This is a genomic window from Streptomyces sp. NPDC059010, from assembly GCF_042740355.1.
GTDB lineage: Bacteria > Actinomycetota > Actinomycetes > Streptomycetales > Streptomycetaceae > Streptomyces.
On the sequence record NZ_JBHYJA010000016.1, the window covers coordinates 17,316 to 41,828 of the forward strand.

Here is a 24,513-nt window from a genome sequence, read left to right on the forward strand (position 1 = left end):
GTGTTGGAGTGCGACAGGTAGGGTTTTTCTCGCCCCCGCCGCCCCTACCCGTCCAATCTCTGGGGGCTGCGCCCCCAGACCCCCGCTTCGGCCCCTGACGGGCCTCGTCCTCAAACGCCGGGCGGGCTGAAAAGCGCAATCACCTCACGCTCCGTACACCGCCCCCGGCACCCCCGCCTCCCCCAACAGCTTCAGCGTCGCCTCCCCCGCCTCCCCCGGCGTCCACCGCGCCCCCTTGTCCGCCGTCGGCCCCGCACGCCACCCCTCCATGACCGTGATCCGGCCACCCTCCGCCTCGAAGACCCGGCCCGTCACGCCCTCGCTCGCGGCCGAGCCCAGCCAGACGACCAACGGGGAGACGTTCTCCGGGGCCATCGCGTCGAAGCCGGCTCCGGGTGCTGCCATCGACTCCGCGAAGGTGCGTTCCGTCATCCGCGTGCGGGCCGCCGGGGCGATCGCGTTGACCTGGACGCCGTAGCGGGCGAGCTCGGCCGCCGCGACCAGGGTCAGGCCGACGATGCCGGCCTTCGCGGCGCTGTAGTTGCCCTGCCCGAGCGAGCCCAACAGCCCTGCCCCGCTGCTCGTGTTGACGATCCGGGCGTTCGGGACGCGCCCCGCCTTCGCCTCCGCCCGCCAGTGCCCGGCCGCGTGCTTCAGGGGAAGGAAGTGGCCCTTGAGGTGGACGCGTACGACCGCGTCCCAGTCGTCCTCGTCGAGGTTGACCAGCATCCGGTCGCGCAGGAACCCGGCGTTGTTGACGAGGGTGTCGAGGCGGCCGTACGCCTCCAGCGCGGCCGCCACCAGGGACACCGCCCCGGCGCTCGTCGCGACGTCGCCGCCGTGCGCGATCGCCTCGCCGCCCCCGGCACGGATCTCCTCGACCACCTGTCCGGCAGGGCTGTCGGCACCCGGTGTGCCATCGAGGCCGACCCCGAGGTCGTTGACGACGACCTTCGCCCCCTCCGCCGCGAAGGCCAGCGCATGCGCACGCCCCAGCCCCCGCCCCGCGCCGGTGACCACGACGACCCGCCCCTCACACATCCGGCTCATGTCATGCCCCCTTCTCCTTGTTGACCGTCTCCTCCTCGTTGACCGTCTCTTCCTTGTTGACCGTCGCGGCATCCAGGAACGCGGGCCGCTCACCCCCGCCGTGCACGAGCAGGCTCGCCCCGCTGATGTAGGCGGCGGCGTCGGAGGCGAGGAAGACGGCGGCCGCGCCGATGTCGGCGGGCTCGGCGAGGCGGCCCAGCGGGACGGTGCGGGAGACACCGGCGATGCCGTCCGCGCCGCCGTAGTGGAGGTGCGACAGCTCCGTGCGGACCATGCCGACGACCAGCGTGTTGACGCGCACCTCCGGCGCCCATTCCACCGCCATCGAGCGGGCCAGGCCCTCCAGCCCGGCCTTCGCGGCGCCGTACGCCGCCGACCCGGGCGACGGCCGGCCGCCGCTGACGCTCCCGATCATCACCACTGAGCCCCGCACCCGCCTCAGCTGCTCGTAGGCCGCCAGGGAAGCCGTCAGCGGCGCGACGAGGTTCAGCTCGATCACGCGCGCGTGCCGCTCGGCGTCCGCGTCCGTCAACCGCCGGTACGGTGTGCCACCCGCGTTGTTGACGAGGACGTCGAGGCGGGGCAGGGCCGCGAAGAAGGCCCGTACGGCCCCCGGGTCACGGAGGTCGAGTGGCCTGAACTCGACGCCCGCCAAGGGGACTTCGGGCGGCCTGCGGGCGCACACCACAACCTCCGCGCCCGCCTCGGCGAAGGCTCTGGCGATCCCCGCGCCGACACCGCGCGTACCGCCTGTGACGACCACGACCTTCCCGTCCAGCCCCATGCACGGCTACCCTTCACCTAACAAACGTTTGGTGGAAAGGTAGCTGATGCGGCCATGGGTGTCTCCACCTCGTCCCCGGAAAAGGGGTCCGAAGAAGCGGGAATCGCCGTCGTCACGGTCGACTTCCCTCCGGTGAACGCCCTGCCGGTGGACGGCTGGTTCGCCCTGGCCGACGCCGTGCGGGCGGCGGGGCGCGACCCGGAGATCCGGTGTGTCGTCCTCGCGGCCGAGGGGCGCGGGTTCAACGCGGGCGTGGACATCAAGGAGTTGCAGCGGGACGGCCACGGTGCGCTGACCGGCGTCAACCGCGCCTGCGCGGAGGCCTTCGCCGCGGTGTACGACTGCGAGGTGCCGGTCGTGGCGGCGGTGCACGGCTTCTGCCTGGGCGGCGGTATCGGCCTGGTGGGCAACGCCGACGCGATCGTGGCGAGCGAGGACGCCACCTTCGGGCTGCCCGAGCTGGACCGGGGCGCGCTGGGCGCGGCCACCCATCTGGCCCGGCTGGTCCCCCAGCACCTGATGCGCGCGCTGTACTACACCTCGCGCACGGCGACCGCGGCCGAGCTGCACGCGCACGGCTCGGTGTGGCGGGTCGTACCGCGCGCGGAACTGCGGGCCGCCGCACTGGAGCTGGCCCGCGAGATCGCCGCCAAGGACGGGCAGCTGCTGCGCCTGGCCAAGGCCGCGATCAACGGCATCGACCCGGTCGACGTGCGCCGCAGCTACCGCTTCGAGCAGGGCTTCACCTTCGAGGCGGGCCTGAGCGGGGTGGCCGACCGGGTCCGCGACACCTTCGGAAGGGACGGTGGCTGAGTGAGCGACAAGACGACGACCACGGACGAGGTCGTGTCCCGGCTGCGCAGCGGCATGACCCTGGGCATCGGCGGCTGGGGCTCGCGCCGCAAGCCGATGGCCCTGGTGCGCGCGCTGCTGCGCGCCGGCCTCACCGACCTCACGATCGTCGCGTACGGCGGCCCCGACGTCGGCATGCTCGCCGCCGCCGGACGTATCCGGAAGCTGGTCACCCCCTTCGTCACCCTCGACTCGATCCCGCTGGAACCGCACTACCGCGCGGCCCGCGAGAGCGGTGCCTTCGAGCTCATGGAGATCGACGAGGCGATGTTCATGTGGGGACTGCACGCCGCCGCGAACCGGCTGCCGTTCCTGCCGGTGCGGGCCGGTATCGGTTCGGACGTCATGCGGGTCAACCCAGGTCTGCGGACGGTGACTTCGCCGTACGACGACGGGGAGACGTTCGTGGCCGTGCCCGCCCTGCGCCTGGACGCCGCCCTGGTGCACGTCAACCGCGCCGACCGGCAGGGCAACGGCCAGTACCTGGGCCCCGACCCCTATTTCGACGACCTCTTCTGCGAGGCCGCGGACACCGCGTACGTCTCGTGCGAACGGATCGTCGACACCGCCGAGCTGACGAAGGAGGCGCCCCCGCAGTCGCTGCTGATCAAGCGGCACACGGTCACGGGGGTCGTGGAGGCCCCGAACGGAGCGCACTTCACGTCGTGCGCGCCCGACTACGGCCGGGACGAGGCCTTCCAGAAGGCGTATGCGACCACGCCCTGGCGGGAGTTCGCGGCGCGGTTCCTCGGCGGGGACGAGCAGGCGTACCGGTCGGCGGTCAGGGAGGGGTCGTGGAGGTCATGAGGGACGTCAGCCGAACCGAGTCCACGGAAGTCAGCCACACCGAGTCCACGGAGGTGACCCGCGCCGAGTACTGCGTGATCGCCTGCGCCGAGGCCTGGCGGGACGACGGGGAGGTGCTGGCCAGTCCCATGGGCCTGATCCCGTCCATCGGCGCCCGGCTGGCCCGCCGCACCTTCTCGCCAGAGCTGCTGCTGACCGACGGCGAGGCGATGCTCGTCGCGCCGGACGGCACGGTCGAGGGCTGGCTGCCGTACCGGCAACACCTCGCCCTGGTCACCGGCGGCCGTCGGCACGTGATGATGGGCGCGAGCCAGATCGACCGGTACGGCAACCAGAACATCTCGTGCGTCGGCGACTGGGCGAGGCCGAAGCGCCAGCTGCTGGGGGTGCGGGGCGCGCCGGTCAACACCCTCAACAATCCGACCAGTTACTGGGTCCCGAGGCATTCCCGGCGGGTCTTCGTCGAGAAGGTCGACATGGTGTGCGGGGTCGGATACGACCACGTGGGCGACGCCGCCCGGTACCACCGCATTCCCCGTGTCGTCTCCGACCTGGGCGTCTTCGACTTCGACACCCCCGACCGCTCGATGCGGCCGGTCTCCCTCCATCCCGGCGTCACGCCGGAGCAGGTCAGGGAGGCGACCTCCTTCGAACTCGCCGTCCCGGACGACGTGCCCCCGACTCGTCGGCCCACCCCGGAGGAGCTCCGGCTCATCCGCGAGGTGCTCGACCCGGGGAACACCCGCGCCAGGGAGGTCGGTGTCTGATGGAGACGGCGCTGACCCGGCTGGTCGGGGTCCGCCACCCGGTCGTGCAGACGGGCATGGGCTGGGTGGCGGGACCGCGGCTGGTCTCGGCGACGGCGAACGCGGGTGCGCTGGGCATCCTGGCCTCCGCGACGATGTCGGTCAACCGGCTGCGTGAGGCGATACGGGAGGTCAAGTCCCGTACGCAGGCGCCGTTCGGGGTGAATCTGCGGGCGGACGCCTCGGACGCCGGCGACCGGGTCCGCGTGATGATCGACGAGGGGGTCCGGGTCGCGTCCTTCGCACTCGCGCCCTCCCGTGAGCTGATCGCCGAGCTCAAGGGCGCGGGCGTGGTCGTCATCCCCTCGATCGGTGCCCGGCGGCATGCCGAGAAGGTCGCGGCGTGGGGCGCGGACGCGGTGATCGTGCAGGGCGGGGAGGGTGGCGGGCACACCGGTGAGGTGGCGACGACGGTACTGCTGCCGCAGGTGGTCGACGCCGTGGAGATACCGGTCGTGGCGGCGGGCGGCTTCTTCGACGGACGGGGGCTGGTCGCGGCGCTGGCCTACGGGGCGGCGGGCGTCGCCATGGGCACGCGTTTCCTGCTGACCTCGGACTCGACGGTGCCGGACGCGGTGAAGGCGCGGTATCTGGCGGCGACCGTACGGGATGTCACCGTCACCCGGGCCGTGGACGGCCTGCCCCACCGCATGCTGCGCACGGACCTGGTCGACGCCCTGGAGCGCTCCGGCCGCGCCCGGGCCCTCCTCCAGGCGGTCCGCAGAGCGGCGGGCTACCGGAGGCTCTCGGGCACGAGCTGGCGCCGCATGCTCCTCGACGGCCGGGCCCTTCGGCACGGCAAGGACCTGACCTGGAGCCAGGTCCTGCTCGCCGCGAACACACCGATGCTGCTGAAGGCGTCCATGGTGGACGGCCGCACGGACCTGGGCGTGATGGCGTCCGGGCAGGTCGCCGGAGTGATCGACGACCTGCCGTCGTGCGGGGAGCTGGTGGAACGGATCATGAAGGAGGCGGAGGAGGTGCGGGAGCGCCTCGGGTACGGCTGACTCACAGCCGTTCGATGATCGTCACGTTCGCCTGTCCCCCGCCCTCGCACATGGTCTGGAGCCCGAACCGGCCGCCGGTGCGCTCCAGTTCGTGCAGGAGGGTCGTCATCAGCTTCACGCCGGTCGCGCCCAGAGGGTGGCCCAGCGCGATGGCGCCGCCGTTGACATTGACCTTCTCCGGGTCCGCGCCCGTCTCTTTCAGCCAGGCCAGGACGACCGGCGCGAAGGCCTCGTTGATCTCCACGAGGTCGATGTCGTCGATCGTCAGGCCGGTCTTCTTCAGGGCGTGGGCGGTGGCCGGTATCGGGGCGGTGAGCATGCGGATGGGATCCTCACCGCGCACCGAGAGATGGTGCACCCGGGCCCGGGGCGTGAGCCCATGCTCGCGCACCGCCCGCTCCGAGGCCAGCAGCATCGCCGCCGCGCCGTCGGAGACCTGCGAGGAACAGGCCGCCGTGACCGTGCCGCCGTCCAGGACCGGCTTCAGCCCGGCCATCTTCTCCAGCGAGGTGTCCCGGCGCGGCCCCTCGTCCACGGCGACCTGCCCGTACGGCACGACCTCCCGCCCGAAGCGGCCCTCGTCGATCGCCCGCAGCGCCCGCCGGTGCGAGCGCAGCGCGAACTCCTCCTGGTCCTGCCGGGTGATCCCCCACTTGCCGGCGATCATCTCGGCGCCGACGAACTGGTTGACCGGCTTCTCCCCGTACCGCGCCCGCCAGCCCTCGCTGCCCGCGAAGGGCCCCGCCGTGAGGCCGAGCGGCTCGGCGGCCTGCCGGGTGGCGAAGGCGATGGGGATCATCGACATGTTCTGCACGCCGCCCGCGACGACCAGGTCCTGGGTGCCGGACAGCACGCCCTGCGCCGCGAAGTGCACGGCCTGCTGCGAGGACCCGCACTGCCGGTCCACGGTCACGCCCGGCACTTCCTCGGGCAGCCCGGCCGCCAGCCAGCAGGTCCGCGCGATGTCGCCGGCCTGCGGCCCCACGGCGTCCAGACAGCCGAAGACGACGTCCTCGACGGCGGCCGGATCCATCCCCGCCCGCGCCACGAGTTCCTTGAGCACATGCGCGCCCAGGTCGGCCGGATGGACCCCGCTGAGTCCTCCTCCGCGCCGCCCGACGGGCGTACGGACCGCTTCGACGATGTAGGCCTCGGCCATGGCAACTCCCCGGTGGGAACAGTGGGTTACGTGCGTACGGCGATCCCGTCCAGCACCATCGACAGGTACTGCCGGGCGATCTCCTCCGGGCTGTGCTGTCCGCCGGGCCGGTACCAGGACGCGGCGACCCACACCGTGTCCCGCACGAACCGGTAGGTGAGCCGGACGTCGAGGTCGGACCGGAACACCCCGGCGGCGACCCCGCGCTCCAGCGTGGACAGCCACGCCTTCTCGAACCTGCGCTGCGACTCGGCGAGGAACGCGAACCGCTCCTGAGCCACCAGCTGCCTGTTCTCCTTCTGGTAGATCGCGACGGCGGCGCGGTGCCGGTCGATCTCCCGGAACGACTCGGTGACCATGGCTTCGAGGGTCTCGCGGGGTCCCAGCTCGGCGCCCAGGACGGCGTCGTAGCCGCCCCAGAGCTCGTCGAGGAAGGTCCGCAGGATCTCCTCCAGCATCGACTCCTTGGAGTCGAAGTGGTAGTAGAGGCTGCCCGCGAGCATGCCCGCATGGTCCGCGATCTTGCGTACGGTCGTGGCGTTGTAGCCCTGCTCGGCGAAGACCTCGGCGGCGGTGTCGAGGAGTTCGCGGCGCCGGGCGGCCTGAGCGGCGCCGGCCGCGGGCTTTCCGGCGGCGGTCACCTGGGGCTTCTTCTTGGTCGGCACGGGTCCATTGTCGTCCTAGGGATGCCTGCTGCTGACGGAGACGATCTCCCCGGTCATGTACGACGAGTAGCCCGACGCCAGGAAGACGATCACGTTGGCCACCTCCCAGGGCTCGGCGTACCGCCCGAAGGCCTCGCGGGCGGTGAGCTCCTCCAGCAGTTCCGGGGTCGTCACCTTGGCCAGGTGGGGGTGCATGGCCAGGCTCGGCGCCACGGCGTTCACCCGCACCCCGTACTCGGCGGCCTCGACCGCCGCGCACCGGGTCAACGCCATCACCCCCGCCTTCGCGGCGGCGTAGTGCGCCTGCCCGGCCTGGGCGCGCCAGCCGACGACCGAGGCGTTGTTGACGATCACGCCGCCGCCGGTGTCCCGCATCCGGCGCAGGGCGGCGCGGGTGCATCTGAAGGTGCCGTTCAAGGTCACGTCGAGGACCTTCGACCACTGCTCGTCGGTCATGTCGACGAGCGGCGAAGTGCCGCCGAGGCCGGCGTTGTTGACGACCACGTCGAGCCGGCCGTGCTCGTGCACGGCGGTGTCGAACAGGGCCTGCACCTGTGTCTCGTCGGTGACGTCACAGACCAGCGACGTCACCGCGCCCTCGAACTCCCGGGCCAGCTCCGCCTCGTGCTCCTTGATCCGCCGCGCGTGCGCGTCGCTGATCAGCACACGGGCGCCCTCTTCGAGGAAGCGGCGCGCGGTCGCCCCGCCGATGCCGGTGCCGGCCGCCGCGGTGATGACGGCGGTGCGTCCGCGGAGCAGTCCGTGCCCGGGAACGTACGTCGGCGCCTCGACGTTTGTCATAGCAGCACGCTAACCTACCAAACACTTGTTAGGGAAGAACTCGTAGGGCTCGCAGAGGAGGGAAGGGCGACCGTGGATCTCACCCACTCCGCCGCCGACCAGGCGTTCCGCGCCGAGGCCCGTGGCTGGCTGCGCGCGCATGTGCCGTCCAATCCGCTCCCCTCCCTGGAGACCGAGGAGGGGTTCGCGGCACACCGTGGGTGGGAGGCCGAGCTGGCCGCGGACCGCTGGTCGGTGGTCAACTGGCCGACCGTGTACGGCGGGCGGGACGCCACGATCGTGCGGTGGCTGCTGTTCGAGGAGGAGTACTACGCGGCGGGCGCACCGGGACGCGTCGGTCAGAACGGCGTCAGCCTTCTCGCCCCGACCCTCTTCGACCACGGCACGGAGGAGCAGCGCGCGCGGGTGCTGCCGTCCATGGCCACCGGTGAGGTGATCTGGGCGCAGGCGTGGTCGGAGCCGGAGGCGGGGTCGGACCTGGCCTCGCTCAGGTCGAGGGCCGTGCGCACGGACGGTGGCTGGCTGCTGTCCGGCCAGAAGACCTGGTCCTCGCGTGCCGCGTTCGCCGACCGCGCGTTCGGCCTGTTCCGCACCGACCCGGACACCCCGAAACCCCATCAGGGCCTGACCTACCTGATGTTCGACCTGCGCGCCCCCGGCGTCACCGTCCGCCCGATCGCCCGCCTCGACGGCAAGCCCGCCTTCGCCGAGCTGTTCCTGGACGAGGTGTTCGTGCCGGACGAGGACGTGATCGGCGAGCCCGGCCAGGGCTGGCGGATCGCGATGTCCACGGCGGGCAACGAACGAGGGCTGATGCTCCGCTCCCCCGGCCGTTTCCTGGCGAGCGCCGATCGCCTCCACCGTCTCTGGCAGGCCCAGGGCAGCCCGGAGAGCACGAAGGCCCGCGTGGCCGACGCCCTGATCGGCGCCCGCGCCTACCAGCTCTTCACCTTCGCCGCCGCCTCCCGCTTCCTGGACGGCGACACGATCGGTCCGGAGTCCAGCCTGAACAAGGTCTTCTGGTCGGAGTACGACATCGCGCTGCACGAGACGGCCCTCGATCTACTGGACGCCGAGGGCGAGTTGGCCGACACCGACTGGTCCGAGCGCTACGTCTTCTCCCTCGCCGGCCCCATCTACGCCGGCACCAACGAGATCCAGCGCGACATCATCGCCGAACGCCTGCTGGGCCTGCCGAAGGGACGACGCTGATGCGGGAGGGCTGCGCGGGCGCGGGGAGGGGTGCCGAGATGGACGCCGGGGGTGCGGGAGGTGCGGTGCCGATGGCGACGGGGGCTGCTCCGCCATTGCCGCCCTCGCCGACGCCGCCGCCAGCGCCGTCCTCACGGCCAGCACCAGCCGCGCCGCGGTCACAGCCGGCACCATCGGCGCCGCCCTCGCCACCAGCGCCCCCTCGCCCCTCCCCGAAGGGACCCCGCTGATGCGCTTCCTCCTCGACGCCGAGCAGCGGGCCTTCGCCGGCTCGCTGGGCGCGATGCTGGCGGCTGCGGACACGCCGTCGGTCATACGGGACTGGAGCCGGGGCGAGCATGAGAAGGGCCGTGCGTTGTGGTCGCGTATCGCCGACGCGGGGGTGTTCGCGCTGGCCGTTCCCGAGGCGTACGAGGGGCTGGGCCCCCGGCCGGTGGAACTCGTCGTCGCCTTCGTGGAGTTGGGGCGTCACGCGGTGCCGGGTCCCTTGGTGGAGACCGTCGCGGCGGCGGCGCTCCTCGCCGGGATACCGGAGCCCGGCCCGGCCAAGCGGCTCCTGCCCGCGCTGGGGGCGGGCGAGGCGATGGTGACGCTGGCGCACGCCGGTCATGCCCTGGACGCGGACGCGGCGGACATACGGCTGGCTGTGTCGGGGGCGGCGATCTCGGCGGATGTCCCGATGCGGCCGGCGGCAGGCCCGGCCGGGACCGGCCGCCAGGCACCCGAGCTGCGCCTGGCCCCCGCGCCCGCCCCCGGCACCCCCCGCCTCTCCCTCGACCCGGCCCGCCGTCTCTGCCCGCTCCCTCCCGGCGGGGAGCTCCTCGCCACCGGTCCGCAGATCGTCGGGCCCGCCGCCGACGCCCTCGCGTACGCCCGTCTCACCACCGCCGCCCAAGCCCTCGGCGTCGGTGAGGCCCTGCTGGACAGGACCGTCACCTACGTCAAGCAGCGCAGTCAGTTCGGCGCGGCCATAGGCTCCTTCCAAGCCGTCAAGCACCGGCTGGCCGACGCGAAGATCGCCCTGGAGTTCGCCCGGCCCCTGGTCTTCGGCGCCGCGCTCACCATGGCGCCCGCCGACATCGCGGCCGCCAAGGTCACGGCGTGCGAGGCGGCGTACGCCACCGCCCGTACCGCACTCCAGTCGCACGGCGCGATCGGCTACACGGCGGAGTACGACCTGTCGCTCTGGCTGACCAAGGCCCGCGCCCTGCGCACCGCCTGGGGCAGCCCGGACGTGTGCCGGGCCGAGGTGCTCAGTGGTGGTGATCGCCGCTGGTGACCTCGCGGTACTCCTCCTCCGTCGGCTTGGGGATCCGGGTGGTGGGCCCGAACATCGCCTTCGCCAGCCGGGCCCGCATCCGCTTGGTCCGTGCGACCCGGCGCCGGACGCCGTTCGCGTCGACGAGCGGGCCGACCTCGTACGGCGGATCCTGCTCGTGCTGGGTGAGGGTGAACAGCTGCCCCTGGGTGAGCGGCTCATGGACCTCGATGAACTCGCCCTGCGCAAGCCGCTTGATGGTGCCCGTCTCCCGGCCGTGCAGCACCTTGGCCCGGTCCCGGCGCTGCAGCCCGAGACAGATGCGCTTGGTCACGGTGAAGGTGACGACGGGCACGACGAAGACCGCGATCCGCACGAACCAGGTGATGACGTTGATGGACAGATGCAGATGCGTGGCCACGACGTCGTTGCCGCCGCCGATCAGCAGCACCGCGTACAGACTCAGCCAGGCCGCGCCGAGGCCGGTGCGCACCGGCATGTTGCGGGGCCGGTCGAGGATGTGGTGCTCGCGTCTGTCGCCGGTGACCCACGCCTCGATGAACGGATACACGCCGAGCGCGAGCAGGATCAGCGGGAAGAGCGAGAAGGGGATGAAGACGCCCGGTTCCAGAGTGTGGCCCCAGAGGTTGATCTCCCATCCCGGCATCACCCGGATCAGGCCCTCGGAGAAGCCGAGATACCAGTCGGGCTGGGCGCCCGTGGTGACCATGTCCGGCCGGTAGGGCCCGAAGGCCCACACCGGGTTGATGCTCGCCACGCCGCCCATGAACGCCAGCACGCCGAAGACGAGGAAGAAGAAGCCGCCCGCCTTGGCCATGTACACCGGCAGGAAGGGCATCCCGACGACCGACTTCTGATCGCGGCCGGGGCCGGGGTACTGCGTGTGCTTGTGGTAGAAGACCAGGATCAGATGGGCGACCACCAGGCCCAGCATGATCCCGGGCAGCAGCAGGATGTGGATCGGGTAGAGCCGGGCGATGAAGTCCTCGCCGGGGAACTCCCCGCCGAAGAGGAAGAACGCCACGTACGTCCCCACGATTGGGATCGACAGGATGGCGCCGTGGGCGAACCGCAGGCCGGTGCCGGAGAGCAGGTCGTCGGGGAGGGAGTAGCCGGTCAGGCCGGTGATGATGCCGAGCATCAGCAGGGTCCAGCCGAACAGCCAGTTCAGCTCGCGCGGCTTGCGGAAGGCGCCGGTGAAGAACACCCGCATCATGTGCACCAGCATGCCGGTGACGAAGACCAGCGCCGCCCAGTGGTGGATCTGCCGGATGAGCAGCCCGCCGCGCACATCGAAGCTGATGTCGAGCGTGGACTCGTAGGCCCTGGTCATCAGGATGCCGTTGAGCGGCTCGTAGGTGCCGTTGTAGACGACCTCGTTGGAGCTCGGCTCGAAGAACAGGGTGAGGTAGACGCCGGTGAGGATCAGGACGAGAAAGCTGTAGAGGCAGACCTCGCCCAGCATGAACGACCAGTGGTCCGGGAAGACCTTGCGCATATTGGCCTTGGCCAGGGCGTAGATACCGAGCCGTCCGTCGGCCCAGTCGGCGATCTTCTCGCCCTTCGCCGGCGGAGCCGGTCGCCGGGCCGCCGCTGACTCGTTCCCCGATCGTGCGCCGTCCATGTGTCGTCGCCTTCCCGTCGGATCACCTCAGGGTGACACGACCCCAGGGGCCGGGCCAACGGTGCGGGCAAGCGGTCGACGGGTCAGGCCGACGGGACGATCCCCTGGGCCCGCGCCGCCGCCAGCCACTGAGGGAACTCCCCGACCAGCCGGTCGTACAGCTCGGCGTCGGACACCTTGCGCGGCTGCGAACCGGCGTGGAAGAACCCGGCGTTGTCGACGATCCGCTTGTGCGGGACGGACAGCTCGTCGAGCCCCCGCAGATAGTCGAACTGCTTGCTGTCCGGGTCGCCGAAGCCGATGAACTGCCAGAAGAGCGGGAGCCGGGCCGCCTTGCACAGGTAGCGCTCCGCGGCGAGCTTGTTGATGGGGCCGCCGTCGGTCTGGAACAGGACCAGGGCGGGGTCCGTCGAGCCGCTGTCCAGGTAGTGGTCGATGACGGCGTCCATGGCCAGGTGGTAGCTGGTCTTGCCCATGTGCCCGAGCCCGGCCACGATCCGCTCGATCCGCCCCTGGTGGTCGGCCAGCGCGATCTCGGTCTCGGCGTCGACGTCGGTGGAGAAGAACACCACCGGCACGGTCCCGTCGTCGTCGAAGTGCGCCGACAGCCCCAGCACCCGGTCGGCGAGCGCCTGCACGCTGCCGTCCTTGTAGTACGGCTTCATCGACCCGGAGTAGTCGACCACCAGGTAGACCGCGGCCCGCACCCCGTCCAGCCCGTTCTTCCGGAGCGAGACCCCGGCGCTCTTGTACAGACCGACCAGCGCGGGCGCGGTCTCCTCGACCTTGCTGAGACTGATCGCGGCCATGTCCTGTTTCCCCCTTGACGCACCTGTCCGGCTGCCGAGGTTACGACACCGTGGCCCCGCCTCTCCCTCCGTCCCCGGGCATTGGTTATTTTGTTCGGCGCCGCCCCCACCGGCTCACCGTTCATCCAGTCCCCATCGAGGAGCCGGCCGTGGAGTCCGAGTCCACCGTCACCACCTGCTATCGCCATCCCAAGGTGGAGTCCTACGTCAGCTGCACGCGCTGCGAGCGCTACATCTGCCCGGACTGCATGCGGGAGGCGGCCGTCGGCCACCAGTGCGTGGAGTGCGTGAAGGAGGGCGCCCGGTCGGTGCGGCAGGCCCGGACGATCGTCGGCGGCCGGATCTCGGCGACGCCGCTGGTGACCTCGGTGCTCATCGGCCTGAACGTCCTCGCCTATGTGGCCGAGCTGGTGCGCCCGGAGATCGTGGACCGGTTCGCGATGCTCGGCGCGCGGATGGTCGGCCCGGACGGCGGCTACTACGTCTACGACCCGGGGTACCCCTCGGACTTCCACGCCGAGGGAGTGGTCGCCGGGCAGTGGGAGCGGCTGCTGACCAGCGGGTTCCTCCATTTGCCGCCGACCGAGGGCACCTTCGGGCTGCTGCACGTCGTGATGAACATGCTCTCGCTGTGGCAGCTCGGCCGGGTCGTGGAGCCCATGCTGGGCCGGGTCCGGTACCTCGCGCTCTATCTGCTGGCGACGCTGGGCGGCTCGGTCTTCGAGCTGCTGTTCACCGAGCAGCATGCGGAGTCGCTCGGCGCGTCGGGCGCGATCTTCGGTCTCGGTGCCGCCTACTACGTCCTCGCCCGCCGGGTCGGCGCCGACATGCGCTCCGTCAACCGGTTCATGGTGTTCCTGCTGCTGTGGCTGGTGCTCTCGGCGAGCATCACCTCCTGGCAGGGCCACCTCGGCGGACTGCTGACGGGAGCCGCGGTCACCCTCGCCTACGCGTACACCCCGCGAGGGCCCCGGCAGGCCCTGATCCAGGCGGTCGCCTGCGTGGGCCTGCTGGCGCTGCTGGCGGCGGTCGCGGTGGCCAGGGCCTCGGAACTGGCCGGCGGCGGGGTGCCCCAGTGAGACGTACCGGCATCCTGCTCTTCGCGGCCGTCCCCGTCGCCATCACCGCGGCCGCCTACTTCCTGGGCCCCACGGACTCCGACAGCCCCGCGGGGCCCACCGTCACCGACGCCCGGCAGCAGGCCCGTCAGGAGGCCAAGAGCCGGGCCGAGCAGGAGCGGGCGGCGGACGACAAGCTGATCGCGCAGCTGCCGCCGGGGCTGGCGGACCCGGCCGAGAAGGAGCTGGCGCAGCAGATCGTGGCCAGCGCCGAGAACTCCACCCTGAACTGGCGCGGCGCCTACGGCTACATCGAGGACATCGGCGACGGTCAGGGCTACACGGCCGGCATCATCGGCTTCTGCACCGGCACCCACGATCTGCTCACCCTGGTCGAGCGCTACACCAAGGCCCACCCGGGCAACGGTCTCGCGCAGTACCTGCCCGCCCTGCGCAAGGTCGACGGCACCGACTCCCACGAGGGCCTGGACCCCGGTTTCACCGCCGCCTGGAAGGCCGAGGCGAAGGTCGCCGCCTTCCGCGAGGCGCAGGACGCCGAACGCGACCGCGTGTACTTCGACCCCGCGGTCCGGCTCGCCAAGCTCGACGGCCTGGGCACGCTGGGCCAGTTCGTCTACTACGACGCGATGGTCTTCCACGGCCCCGGCACCAACGCCGCCAGCTTCTACGGCCTGCGCGAGAGCGCCCTGCGGGAGGCGAACTCCCCGTCCGAGGGCGGTTCGGAGAAGGCGTACCTCGACATCTTCCTGGACGTCCGTGAGAAGGCGATGCGGAAGAAGAAGCAGGACATCGACACCACGCGCATCGACACCGCCCAGCGCCGGTTCCTCTACGACGGCAACTTCAAGCTCGCCACTCCCTTGGTGTGGCAGGTGTACGGGGAGACGTACAAGGTGCCCTAGTCGCCCTGGCCAGACGTACGAGACAAAAGCCGCCTCCGCCCGCCATTGACGAAAGATGGCGTCTCATCGACGTTAATCACCCCAAGGGGGAACAACGTCAAACAAGGGGGACGCCATGGCAGCCGAAACGGCCGAACCGGCCGCCGCCGGTTCGGGGTTCGGGCCCTACCAGGTCGGACCGGAGGTGCTGGCGGGTCTCGTCCAGCTGGCCGGCAAGGGGCCGAAGGCGGTCCAGTACACCGAGGTCGACGGGCAGCCCGTGTTCGAGGGCGACATCGTCCTCGACCTCATCGAGTCCAAGCAGATCTCCGTCGAACATGCGGTGGCGCTGGAGGAGAACGGGGTCATCCTGCCCGGCCAGCAGTTCCGCTGGGTGAACGGCCTGGTGCCGTACGAGATCGACCCGGCGCTGCCCGACCAGGCCCGGGTGACCGGCGCGATCGACCACTGGGTGCGCAACACCCGTATCCGCTTCGTGCAGCGCACGCCCCAGAACGCGGCGCAGTACCCGGACTTCATCCGGTTCGTGCCCGGCGGCGGCTGCAGTTCGGCCGTGGGCCGGCGGGGCAACGTCCAGCAGATCACGCTGGGCCAGGGCTGCGAACTGGGCGCCGCGATCCATGAGATCGGGCATGCGGTCGGGCTCTGGCACGAGCAGAGCCGGGAGGACCGGGACCAGTTCGTCACCATCCACTGGGCCAACATCCAGCAGGGCATGGCCCACAACTTCAACCAGCACATCACCGACGGCGACGACGTCGGCGCCTACGACTACCACTCGATCATGCACTACCCGCGCTGGGCGTTCTCCGCCAACGGCCAGGACACCATCGTGCCCCGGCAGAACATCGAGATCGGCCAGCGGCAGGGCCTGAGCCCCGGCGACTGTCTCGCCGTACGCACGATGTACGCCACCCTGGAGTCGCCGGCGCGGTTCTCCGGTGTGCAGTTCACGGGGCGGGTCGCGGCCGGGCAGGTCGGGCGCTGGTTCACGCACAGCTGGCCGGCGCACTGGTACGTCCACTGGACGGTCGTGCCGACCGCGCCCGTGGTGGACGGGGAGGCGCAGATCGAGTCCTGGGTCCAGGTGACCCGGCAGTCAGGTGGACTGCTCAAGTACTTCCTCAACATCCGCAATCTGACCGGCGGTCCGGTCGACATCCAGGCCCGCTACGACGTGCTGGGCTGGGGCGCCAACGCGACCTGACAGGGTCCGGGAAACACCACGCGATCCGAGAAACAGGGGGAACCATGCAACCGATCGGAATGCCGGGCGAGTCCCTGCCCGCGGGCTGGGCCGACGCGGTCGACGCGGGTCCGGCGCCGGACCTCGCCGGGGCACCGGGCGCACCGGCGGGAACACCCGTCAGCGGGACCGGCAGCGGCATCGGCGGACCCGACTTCGCCGGCGCCGGATACGCGCCGCTGGGCGCGGCACAGGACGGCGGGGGCGTCGCGGGCGTCCCGGCCGTGGAGAGCATGCAGGACGGCGGGGCCGCGCCCGAGGCCCCCAAGGGGGGAGAGTCATGATTCTGGGAGTGCAGTTCCGCGGACAGGTACCGGCGAACACCAGCCGCCGCTGGTTCACACACAGCTGGCCGGAGGCGTGGCGGGTCGACTGGACGGTCGTACCGACGTGGCCCATGGTGGACGGCAACGCCCAGGTCGAGTGGAAGATCCAGATGGACCGTCAGGCGAGCAACCTGATCAAGTACTTCATCGAGATCCGCAACCTCACCGGCGGGCCGGTCGACATCGAGGCGCGGTACGCCGTGCTCAACTCCTGAGAGACATGACGACAGCAGCGACATGACGACGGTTTCCGGACGGGTACTGCTCACTCCCGACCTGGGCGCCTTCCCGGAGGCGGTCCTGCGGGTGCGGGTCCTGGACGTGACGCTCGCGGACGCGCCCTCGCGGGAGCTCGCGGTGACCGTCCAGGGCGTCTCGTACGACGGCGAGGGCACGATCGCCGTGCCCTTCCGGCTGTCGGCGGACTGGACGCCGGGACGGCGGGTCGTGGTGGACGCGCATCTCGACCGGTCGGGCAGCGGGGTCGTGGAGAGCGGTGACGCACTGACCGTGGAGTCGCTGCCCGTGCCGGACGAAGCGGCTCCGGTGACCGTGCGGCTGCGAGCCATCTGAGAAACGCGACCATCCGAGAAAGGCGACGGCGCCTGCCCATTCGTCCGGTCGGGGACAAGGGGCAGGCGCCGTCTGTGTTCCGTACGCCGTTGTACGGGACGTTCTCGGTGATCCTGTGCTGCTCCGGATCAGACCATCAGCGAGCGGTCCGTCGGCTTGATCGGGGCCGGCAGGTCGCTGGCGCCGGTCAGGAAGCGGTCGGTGCCGCGGGCGGCCGAGCGGCCCTCCGCGATCGCCCACACGATGAGCGACTGACCGCGGCCCGCGTCACCGGCGACGAAGACGCCCGGCACGTTGGTCTGGAAGTCGGCGTCGCGGGCGATGTTGCCGCGCTCGTCGAGGTCCAGGCCGAACTGCTCGACCAGGCCATTCTCCCGGTCGGTGCCGGTGAAGCCCATGGCGAGGGTGACCAGCTGGGCGGGGATCTTGCGCTCCGTGCCCGGCTTCGGGGTCAGCTTGCCGTCGATGAACTCCACCTCGGTGAGGTGCAGCCACTGGACGTTGCCGTCCTCGTCGCCCTCGAAGTGGGTGGTGGAGACGGAGTAGACCCGCTCGCCGCCCTCCTCGTGCGCGGACGTGACCTTGTACAGCATCGGGAAGGTCGGCCACGGCTGGTGCGCGGCACGGTCCTCGCCCGGCCTGGGCATGATCTCCAGCTGTGTGACGGAGGCCGCGCCCTGGCGGTGGGCGGTGCCCACGCAGTCGGCGCCGGTGTCGCCACCGCCGATGACGACGACGTGCTTGCCCTCGGCGGTGATGGGGGGCGCCACGAAGTCGCCCTCCTGCACCTTGTTCGCCAGGGGCAGGTACTCCATGGCCTGGTGGATGCCCTTGAGCTCACGGCCGGGGACCGGGAGGTCACGGGCGGTCGTGGCGCCGGCGGCGATGACGACGGCGTCGTACCGCTTCTTCAGGTCGGTCGCCTTGAGGTCGCGGCCGATCTCGATGCCGGTGCGGAAGCGGGTGCCCTCCGCGCGCATCTGCTCGATACGGCGGTTGATGTGCCGCTTCTCCATCTTGAACTCGGGGATGCCGTACCGGAGAAGGCCTCCGATGCGGTCCGCGCGCTCGTAGACGGCGACGGTGTGGCCGGCCCGGGTGAGCTGCTGGGCGGCGGCCAGGCCCGCGGGGCCCGAGCCGATGACGGCGACGGTCTTGCCGGACAGGCGCTCCGGGGCCTGCGGCTCGACATCACCGCTGTCCCACGCCTTGTCGATGATCGAGACCTCGACGTTCTTGATGGTCACGGCCGGCTGGTTGATGCCGAGCACACACGCCGACTCGCACGGGGCCGGGCACAGACGGCCCGTGAACTCCGGGAAGTTGTTCGTGGCGTGCAGGCGCTCGGACGCGGCCGACCAGTCCTCGCGGTAGGCGTAGTCGTTCCACTCGGGGATCAGGTTCCCCAGCGGGCAGCCGTTGTGGCAGAACGGGATGCCGCAGTCCATGCAGCGGCTGGCCTGCTTGCTGATGATCGGCAGCAGGGAGCCGGGGACGTAGACCTCGTTCCAGTCCTTCAGACGCACGTCGACCGGGCGGGACTTGGCGACCTCGCGGCCGTGGTTCAGAAAGCCCTTCGGGTCAGCCATTGATCGCCGCCTCCATCATCTTCTCGGTGATCTCGGACTCGGAGAGTCCCGCCTGCTCGGCGGCGTCCTTGGCGGCGAGCACTGCCTTGTACGTGCTGGGGATGATCTTGCTGAAGCGCTCGACGGCGGTGTCCCACTCGGCCAGGAGCTTCTCGGCGACCGTGGAGCCGGTCTCCTCCTGGTGGCGGCGGACCACGTCGTGCAGCCACTGCTTGTCGGTGTCGTCGAGGGCCTCCACGGCGCTGACGTTGCCGACGTTGACGTTGTCGCGGTCGAGGTCGATGACGTACGCGATACCGCCGGACATACCGGCCGCGAAGTTACGGCCCGTCTCGCCGAGGACCACCGCGTGACCGCCGGTCATGTACTCGCAGCCGTGGTCGCCCACGCCCTCGGAGACGACCGTCGCGCCGGAGTTGCGGACACAGAACCGCTCGCCCGTACGACCGCGCAGGAACAGCTCGCCGCCGGTCGCGCCGTAGGCGATGGTGTTGCCCGCGATGGTCGAGTACTCGGCGAGGTGGTCGGCGCCCCGGTCCGGGCGGACGACGACGCGGCCACCGGAGAGGCCCTTGCCGACGTAGTCGTTGGCGTCGCCCTCCAGGCGCAGCGTGACACCGCGCGGGAGGAAGGCGCCGAAGGACTGGCCGGCGGAGCCCGTGAAGGTGATGTCGATGGTGTCGTCGGGCAGGCCCGCGCCACCGAACTTCTTCGTCACCTCGTGGCCGAGCATGGTGCCGACCGTGCGGTTGATGTTGCGGACCTTGACCTGGGCGCGCACCGGCTGGGCGTCGGTCGCGGAGTCCGCGGCGAGCGCGTCGGCGGCGAGCTTGATCAGCTCGTTGTCGAGCGCCTTCTCCAGGCCGTGGTCCTGCTCGATCAGCTGGTGGCGCACCGCGCCGTCGGGCAGCGCGGGCACGTGGAACAGCGGGGCCAGGTCCAGGCCCTGGGCCTTCCAGTGGTCGACCGCGCGGGTCACGTCGAGCGTCTCGGCGTGGCCGACGGCCTCCTCGATGGTGCGGAAGCCCAGCTCGGCGAGGATCTCGCGGACCTCTTCGGCGATGTACTGGAAGAAGTTGACGACGTACTCGGCCTTGCCGGAGAAGCGGTCGCGCAGCGTCGGGTTCTGGGTGGCGATGCCGACCGGGCAGGTGTCCAGATGGCAGACGCGCATCATGATGCAGCCGGAGACGACGAGCGGCGCGGTCGCGAAACCGAACTCCTCGGCGCCGAGCAGCGCGGCGATGACGACGTCGCGGCCGGTCTTCAGCTGGCCGTCGGTCTGTACGACGATGCGGTCGCGCAGGCCGTTGAGCAGCAGCGTCTGCTGGGTCTCGGCGAGACCGAGCTCCCAGGGACCGCCCGCGTGCTTCAGCGAGGTCAGCGGGGAGGCACCCGTACCACCGTCGTGACCGGAGATCAGGACGACGTCCGCGTGCGCCTTGGACACACCCGCCGCGACCGTGCCGACGCCGACCTCGGAGACCAGCTTGACGTGAATCCGCGCCTGCGGGTTCGCGTTCTTCAGGTCGTGGATCAGCTGGGCCAGGTCCTCGATGGAGTAGATGTCGTGGTGCGGCGGCGGGGAGATCAGGCCGACGCCGGGCGTCGAGTGACGCGTCTTGGCGACCCACGGGTAGACCTTGTGGCCGGGCAGCTGGCCGCCCTCGCCGGGCTTGGCGCCCTGGGCCATCTTGATCTGGATGTCGTCGGCGTTGACCAGGTACTCGGACGTGACACCGAAGCGGCCGGAGGCGACCTGCTTGATGCTGGACCGGCGCGCCGGGTCGTACAGACGGTCCGGGTCCTCGCCGCCCTCACCGGTGTTGGACTTGCCGCCCAGCTGGTTCATGGCGATGGCGAGGGTCTCGTGCGCCTCCTTGGAGATGGAGCCGTACGACATGGCGCCGGTGGAGAAGCGCTTGACGATCTCGCTGGCCGGCTCGACCTCGTCGATGGAGATCGAGGGACGGTCCGACTTGAAGCCGAAGAGCCCGCGCAGCGTCATCAGTCGCTCGGACTGCTCGTTCACGCGCTCGGTGTACTTCTTGAAGATGTCGTAGCGGCCGGTGCGCGTGGAGTGCTGGAGGCGGAAGACCGTCTCCGGGTCGAACAGGTGCGGCTCGCCCTCGCGACGCCACTGGTACTCGCCCCCTATGTCGAGGGCGCGGTGGGCGGGAGCGATGCCGGAGGCGGGGTAGGCCTTGGCGTGGCGGGCGGCGACCTCCTTGGCGATGACGTCGATGCCGACGCCGCCGATCTTGGTGGCCGTGCCGTTGAAGTACTTCTCCACGAAGGCGTCGTCGAGACCGACGGCCTCGAAGACCTGGGCGCCGCGGTAGGAGGCGACCGTCGAGATGCCCATCTTGGACATGACCTTCAGGACGCCCTTGCCGAGGGCGTAGATCAGGTTGCGGATGGCCTGCTCGGCCTCGATGTCCGACAGGAAGGTGCCCGCGCGGACCAGGTCCTCGACGGACTCCATCGCCAGGTACGGGTTGACCGCGGCGGCGCCGAAGCCGATCAGCAGGGCGACGTGGTGGACCTCGCGGACGTCGCCGGCCTCGACCAGCAGGCCCACGTGGGTGCGCTGCTTGGTGCGGATGAGGTGGTGGTGGACGGCCGCGGTGAGCAGCAGCGACGGGATCGGTGCGTGCTCGGCGTCGGAGTGACGGTCCGACAGGACGATCAGCCGGGCGCCGTTCTCGATGGCGGCGTCGGCCTCGGCGCAGATCTCCTCTATGCGCGCGGCGAGGGCGTCGCCGCCGCCGTGCACCCGGTACAGACCGGAGAGGGTCGCGGCCTTGAAGCCGGGCATGTCGCCGTCGGCGTTGATGTGGATGAGCTTGGCCAGCTCGTCGTTGTCGATCACCGGGAAGGGCAGGGTGACCGAGCGGCAGGAGGCGGCCGTCGGGTCGAGCAGGTTGCCCTGCGGGCCCAGCGAGGAGTTCAGCGAGGTGACGAGCTCCTCGCGGATGGCGTCCAGCGGCGGGTTGGTGACCTGCGCGAACAGCTGGGTGAAGTAGTCGAAGAGCAGGCGCGGGCGCTCGCTCAGCGCGGCGATGGGCGAGTCGGTGCCCATGGAGCCGAGCGGCTCACCGCCAGTCTTGGCCATCGGCGCGAGGATGATGCGCAGCTCTTCCTCGGTGTAGCCGAAGGTCTGCTGGCGGCGGGTGACCGAGGCGTGCGTGTGCACGATGTGCTCACGCTCGGGCAGGTCGGACAGCTCGATCTCGCCGGCTTCCAGCCACTCGGCGTACGGCTGCTCGGCGGCGAGGGCGGCCTTGATCTCGTCGTCCTCGATGATGCGGTGCTCGGCGGTGTCGACGAGGAACATCTTGCCGGGCTGCAGGCGGCCCTTGCGGACGACCTTCGCCGGGTCGATGTCGAGGACGCCGACCTCGGAGCCGAGGACGACGAGGCCGTCGTCGGTGACCCAGTAGCGGCCGGGGCGCAGACCGTTGCGGTCGAGCACGGCGCCGACCTGGGTGCCGTCGGTGAAGGTGACACAGGCCGGGCCGTCCCAGGGCTCCATCATCGTGGAGTGGTACTGGTAGAAGGCGCGTCGGGCAGGGTCCATGGAGTCGTGGTTCTCCCACGCCTCCGGGATCATCATCAGCACGGAGTGCGGCAGGGAGCGGCCGCCGAGGTGGAGCAGCTCCAGGACCTCGTCGAAGGACGCCGAGTCGGAGGCGTCCGGCGTACACACCGGGAAGATGCGGTCCAGGGCCTTGTCGTCGGAGCCGAACAGGTCCGAGACCAGCTGCGACTCGCGGGCGACCATCCAGTTGCGGTTGCCCTTGACGGTGTTGATCTCACCGTTGTGCGCGACGAAGCGGTACGGGTGCGCCAGCGGCCACGACGGGAAGGTGTTCGTCGAGAAGCGCGAGTGGACGAGGGCGACGGCCGAACCGAAGCGGCGGTCGGACAGGTCCGGGAAGAAGGGCTCCAGCTGACCCGTGGTCAGCATGCCCTTGTAGACGATCGTGCGGGCCGACAGCGACGGGAAGTAGACGCCGGCCTCGCGCTCGGCGCGCTTGCGCAGCACAAAGGCCTTGCGGTCGAGGGCGATGCCCTCCGAAGCGCCGTCGGTGACGAAGATCTGCCGGAAGGCCGGCATCGTCGAGCGGGCCGTGGCACCGAGCAGCTCGGGGGCGACGGGAACCTCACGCCAGCCGAGGACGGTGAGACCCTCCTCGGACGCGATCGTCTCGATCTGCGAGACGACGTCCTGGGTCCCCTCCTCCGGCAGGAAGGCGATACCGACGGCGTAGCCACCGGCCGCGGGGAGCTCGAACCCGGCCACCTCGCGGAAGAAGGCGTCCGGCACCTGGGAAAGGATGCCCGCACCGTCACCCGAGTCGGGCTCGGAACCGGTGGCACCGCGGTGTTCGAGATTGCGCAGAACGGTGAGCGCCTGCTCGACCAGCGCATGGCTCGCCTCGCCGGTGAGGGTGGCCACGAACCCGACGCCACAGGCGTCGCGCTCGTTGCGGGGGTCGTACATACCCTGCGCAGCAGGGCGAGCATCCATGAACGACCAGTTCTGGCCATTCGTGGAGTGCTGGGACGGCTGGCGCGGCGTACGCATCGGCTCTCCCGTCGTCGTCATGTGGCATATGCATGGTGCCGAGGGACGACGTTGGCCCTCTGCGTGATCGCAAAATTTCGTGCAGGTTACATGATGGAACGGTTCTCGGGAACCGGGATACTCCGTTCCAGCATGCGGACGCCACGGCTTGCGGCGGGGGTCCCGCGCACGTGGCTTGAAGTATGTGGGGACCGAGTGAGACAGGTCTATGTCTGTCGGTCCGAGGGGGCGGAGGGGGCGTCGTCGCCCATCCCGCGAGTGCGCCCCAGGCGTCATTGCCCACAGCGCTTACGGCTCATGCCCCGTGGTCATGCATCCGAAACCAGCGAGTAACGGCTACTTATGCGGCCCAACGCATAAGTTCCATTCGGACTATCCTACGGCCGTTCCGAACAAGCTGCCCAGGGCGTACGTCACACCGGCCGCGGCACCCCCGAGCGCGAGCTGCCGCAGCCCGCTGAACCACCAGCTCCGCGCCGTCACCCTGGCCACGACCGCACCGCACAGGAACAGCCCGACGAGCGCGAGCAGTACGGCAGGCCAGAGCGCCGTCGCCCCGAGCAGATAAGGCAGTACGGGGAGCAGCGCGCCCAGCGCGAACGACCCGAACGACGAGACGGCGGCGACGATCGGCGAGGGCAGATCGCCGGGGTCGATGCCGAGCTCCTCGCGGGCGTGTATCTCCAGGGCCAGCTCGGGATCGCGGGAGAGCTGCTCGGCGACGGCCCGCGCGAGCTCCGGCTCGACGCCCCGCGCCTCATAGAGGGCGGCGAGCTCGGCCTCCTCGTCCTTCGGGTGCTTTCTCAGCTCCCGCCGCTCGACCTCCAGCTCGGCCTCGACGAGCTCGCGCTGCGAGGCCACGGAGGTGTACTCACCCGCGGCCATGGAGAAGGCGCCGGCGGAGAGCCCGGCCAGCCCGCTCAGCACGATGGTCTGGTGACTGACCGCACCGCCCGCGACACCGGTCATCAGGGCGAGGTTGGAGACCAGCCCGTCCATCGCGCCGAAGACGGCGGGGCGCAGCCAGCCGCCGTTCACATCGCGGTGCGTGTGGTTGTCACGGTGCGCCTCGTGCAGCGCGGCCTCGGTCTCGATGATGGCCATGCGGGTCCCCCAGAAGGTTCGGGAAGCTTAGGAAAGGCTTCCTTTAGACAAGTTCTAGTCTTGGATAACACTAAATCTACGCCCAGAAATTCCGCCCCGCCAGCAAGGAAAGGCTGGGCTAACCTGCGGTTTTCCCTTAGAACGCTCATTCGTGTAGGGGTCCGCACAGATGTCGACCGGGTGACACTGACCCCTCCGAGGCTCAGGTCAACCGCCGACGGTGGGACACATCCGCAAAGGGCTCCGCG

22 protein-coding genes are annotated in these 24,513 nt (G+C 70.7%); 12 read left to right on the forward strand and 10 right to left on the reverse strand.

The window, feature by feature from the left end:
• Positions 1-144: 144 nt before the first annotated feature.
• Both ACFWYS_RS18810 and ACFWYS_RS18815 read right to left on the reverse strand, forming a co-directional pair.
• A complete protein-coding gene (locus tag ACFWYS_RS18810) occupies positions 145-1,050 on the reverse strand; it encodes an SDR family oxidoreductase (protein WP_384769702.1) in 906 nt (301 codons plus the stop codon).
• 1 nt (position 1,051) lies between these two features.
• A complete protein-coding gene (locus ACFWYS_RS18815; protein ID WP_384769705.1) occupies positions 1,052-1,834 on the reverse strand; it encodes an SDR family oxidoreductase in 783 nt (260 codons plus the stop codon).
• Between the two features lie 54 nt (positions 1,835-1,888).
• Between ACFWYS_RS18815 and ACFWYS_RS18820 the strand changes: the two genes are divergently transcribed.
• The 4 genes from ACFWYS_RS18820 to ACFWYS_RS18835 are packed head-to-tail and all read left to right on the forward strand — an operon-like array spanning position 1,889 to position 5,306.
• Complete coding sequence (locus tag ACFWYS_RS18820; protein ID WP_384769708.1) at positions 1,889-2,647, forward strand: enoyl-CoA hydratase family protein; 759 nt, start codon at positions 1,889-1,891, stop codon at positions 2,645-2,647.
• Positions 2,648-3,493, forward strand: coding sequence for a CoA transferase subunit A (locus ACFWYS_RS18825; RefSeq protein WP_384769710.1), 846 nt, complete (start codon positions 2,648-2,650; stop codon positions 3,491-3,493). It abuts the gene before it with no gap.
• Positions 3,490-4,260 carry a CoA-transferase subunit beta gene (locus ACFWYS_RS18830; protein WP_384770163.1) on the forward strand — a complete coding sequence of 257 codons (771 nt, stop codon included), beginning with the start codon at positions 3,490-3,492 and terminating at the stop codon, positions 4,258-4,260. The genes ACFWYS_RS18825 and ACFWYS_RS18830 overlap by 4 nt, the downstream gene beginning before the upstream one ends.
• Entirely contained in the window at positions 4,260-5,306 is a 1,047-nt protein-coding gene (locus ACFWYS_RS18835; protein WP_384769713.1) for an NAD(P)H-dependent flavin oxidoreductase, read from the forward strand. The genes ACFWYS_RS18830 and ACFWYS_RS18835 overlap by 1 nt, the downstream gene beginning before the upstream one ends.
• A gap of 1 nt (position 5,307) precedes the next feature.
• Here ACFWYS_RS18835 and ACFWYS_RS18840 read toward each other — a convergent pair whose 3' ends face one another.
• The 3 genes from ACFWYS_RS18840 to ACFWYS_RS18850 are packed head-to-tail and all read right to left on the reverse strand — an operon-like array spanning position 5,308 to position 7,931.
• Positions 5,308-6,465 carry an acetyl-CoA C-acetyltransferase gene (locus tag ACFWYS_RS18840; protein ID WP_384769716.1) on the reverse strand — a complete coding sequence of 386 codons (1,158 nt, stop codon included), beginning with the start codon at positions 6,463-6,465 and terminating at the stop codon, positions 5,308-5,310.
• Between the two features lie 26 nt (positions 6,466-6,491).
• Positions 6,492-7,130, reverse strand: coding sequence for a TetR/AcrR family transcriptional regulator (locus ACFWYS_RS18845; RefSeq protein ID WP_272119133.1), 639 nt, complete (start codon positions 7,128-7,130; stop codon positions 6,492-6,494).
• A gap of 15 nt (positions 7,131-7,145) precedes the next feature.
• The gene (locus ACFWYS_RS18850) at positions 7,146-7,931 is read right to left on the reverse strand and encodes an SDR family oxidoreductase (RefSeq protein ID WP_384769719.1); all 786 of its coding nucleotides are present in this window, start codon (positions 7,929-7,931) and stop codon (positions 7,146-7,148) included.
• Between the two features lie 72 nt (positions 7,932-8,003).
• Between ACFWYS_RS18850 and ACFWYS_RS18855 the strand changes: the two genes are divergently transcribed.
• Positions 8,004-9,143, forward strand: a complete 1,140-nt coding sequence (locus ACFWYS_RS18855) for an acyl-CoA dehydrogenase family protein (protein WP_384769722.1) — start codon at positions 8,004-8,006, stop codon at positions 9,141-9,143.
• Between the two features lie 229 nt (positions 9,144-9,372).
• The gene (locus ACFWYS_RS18860; protein ID WP_384769725.1) at positions 9,373-10,422 is read left to right on the forward strand and encodes an acyl-CoA dehydrogenase family protein; all 1,050 of its coding nucleotides are present in this window, start codon (positions 9,373-9,375) and stop codon (positions 10,420-10,422) included.
• Here ACFWYS_RS18860 and ACFWYS_RS18865 read toward each other — a convergent pair.
• Positions 10,397-12,046, reverse strand: coding sequence for a cytochrome bc complex cytochrome b subunit (locus ACFWYS_RS18865; protein WP_384769728.1), 1,650 nt, complete (start codon positions 12,044-12,046; stop codon positions 10,397-10,399). The two genes, ACFWYS_RS18860 and ACFWYS_RS18865, sit on opposite strands and share 26 nt — an antisense overlap.
• A gap of 83 nt (positions 12,047-12,129) precedes the next feature.
• Positions 12,130-12,855, reverse strand: a complete 726-nt coding sequence (locus ACFWYS_RS18870; RefSeq protein WP_384769730.1) for a vWA domain-containing protein — start codon at positions 12,853-12,855, stop codon at positions 12,130-12,132.
• 149 nt (positions 12,856-13,004) lie between these two features.
• Between ACFWYS_RS18870 and ACFWYS_RS18875 the strand changes: the two genes are divergently transcribed.
• The 6 genes from ACFWYS_RS18875 (at position 13,005) to ACFWYS_RS18900 (ending at position 16,981) form a co-directional block, all read left to right on the forward strand.
• Positions 13,005-13,934: a rhomboid family intramembrane serine protease gene (locus ACFWYS_RS18875; protein WP_384769732.1), complete on the forward strand. Its 930-nt coding sequence runs from the start codon at positions 13,005-13,007 to the stop codon at positions 13,932-13,934.
• On the forward strand, positions 13,931-14,836 hold the full coding sequence (locus ACFWYS_RS18880; RefSeq protein ID WP_384769735.1) for a chitosanase: 906 nt from the start codon (positions 13,931-13,933) through the stop codon (positions 14,834-14,836). Before ACFWYS_RS18875 ends, ACFWYS_RS18880 begins: the two co-directional genes overlap by 4 nt.
• A gap of 115 nt (positions 14,837-14,951) precedes the next feature.
• Positions 14,952-16,043 carry a Dot/Icm T4SS effector Zinc-dependent metalloprotease LegP gene (legP, locus tag ACFWYS_RS18885; RefSeq protein ID WP_384769738.1) on the forward strand — a complete coding sequence of 364 codons (1,092 nt, stop codon included), beginning with the start codon at positions 14,952-14,954 and terminating at the stop codon, positions 16,041-16,043.
• A 44-nt stretch (positions 16,044-16,087) separates the two neighbouring features.
• Positions 16,088-16,366, forward strand: coding sequence for a hypothetical protein (locus ACFWYS_RS18890; RefSeq protein ID WP_384769741.1), 279 nt, complete (start codon positions 16,088-16,090; stop codon positions 16,364-16,366).
• On the forward strand, positions 16,363-16,623 hold the full coding sequence (locus tag ACFWYS_RS18895; RefSeq protein WP_384769744.1) for a hypothetical protein: 261 nt from the start codon (positions 16,363-16,365) through the stop codon (positions 16,621-16,623). The genes ACFWYS_RS18890 and ACFWYS_RS18895 overlap by 4 nt, the downstream gene beginning before the upstream one ends.
• A gap of 22 nt (positions 16,624-16,645) precedes the next feature.
• Positions 16,646-16,981, forward strand: a complete 336-nt coding sequence (locus ACFWYS_RS18900; protein WP_384769747.1) for a YbaY family lipoprotein — start codon at positions 16,646-16,648, stop codon at positions 16,979-16,981.
• 128 nt (positions 16,982-17,109) lie between these two features.
• Here the strand turns inward: ACFWYS_RS18900 and ACFWYS_RS18905 are convergent, their stop codons facing one another.
• The 3 genes from ACFWYS_RS18905 to ACFWYS_RS18915 all read right to left on the reverse strand — a co-directional run bounded on the left by ACFWYS_RS18905 (position 17,110) and on the right by ACFWYS_RS18915 (position 24,265).
• The gene (locus tag ACFWYS_RS18905; RefSeq protein ID WP_384769750.1) at positions 17,110-18,570 is read right to left on the reverse strand and encodes a glutamate synthase subunit beta; all 1,461 of its coding nucleotides are present in this window, start codon (positions 18,568-18,570) and stop codon (positions 17,110-17,112) included.
• Positions 18,563-23,161 (reverse strand): glutamate synthase large subunit, encoded by a 4,599-nt coding sequence (gene gltB, locus ACFWYS_RS18910; RefSeq protein WP_384770165.1) that lies wholly within the window; start codon positions 23,159-23,161, stop codon positions 18,563-18,565. Before gltB ends, ACFWYS_RS18905 begins: the two co-directional genes overlap by 8 nt.
• 372 nt (positions 23,162-23,533) lie before the next feature.
• Positions 23,534-24,265, reverse strand: a complete 732-nt coding sequence (locus ACFWYS_RS18915; RefSeq protein WP_384769753.1) for a VIT1/CCC1 transporter family protein — start codon at positions 24,263-24,265, stop codon at positions 23,534-23,536.
• Between the last annotated feature and the right edge of the window lie 248 nt (positions 24,266-24,513).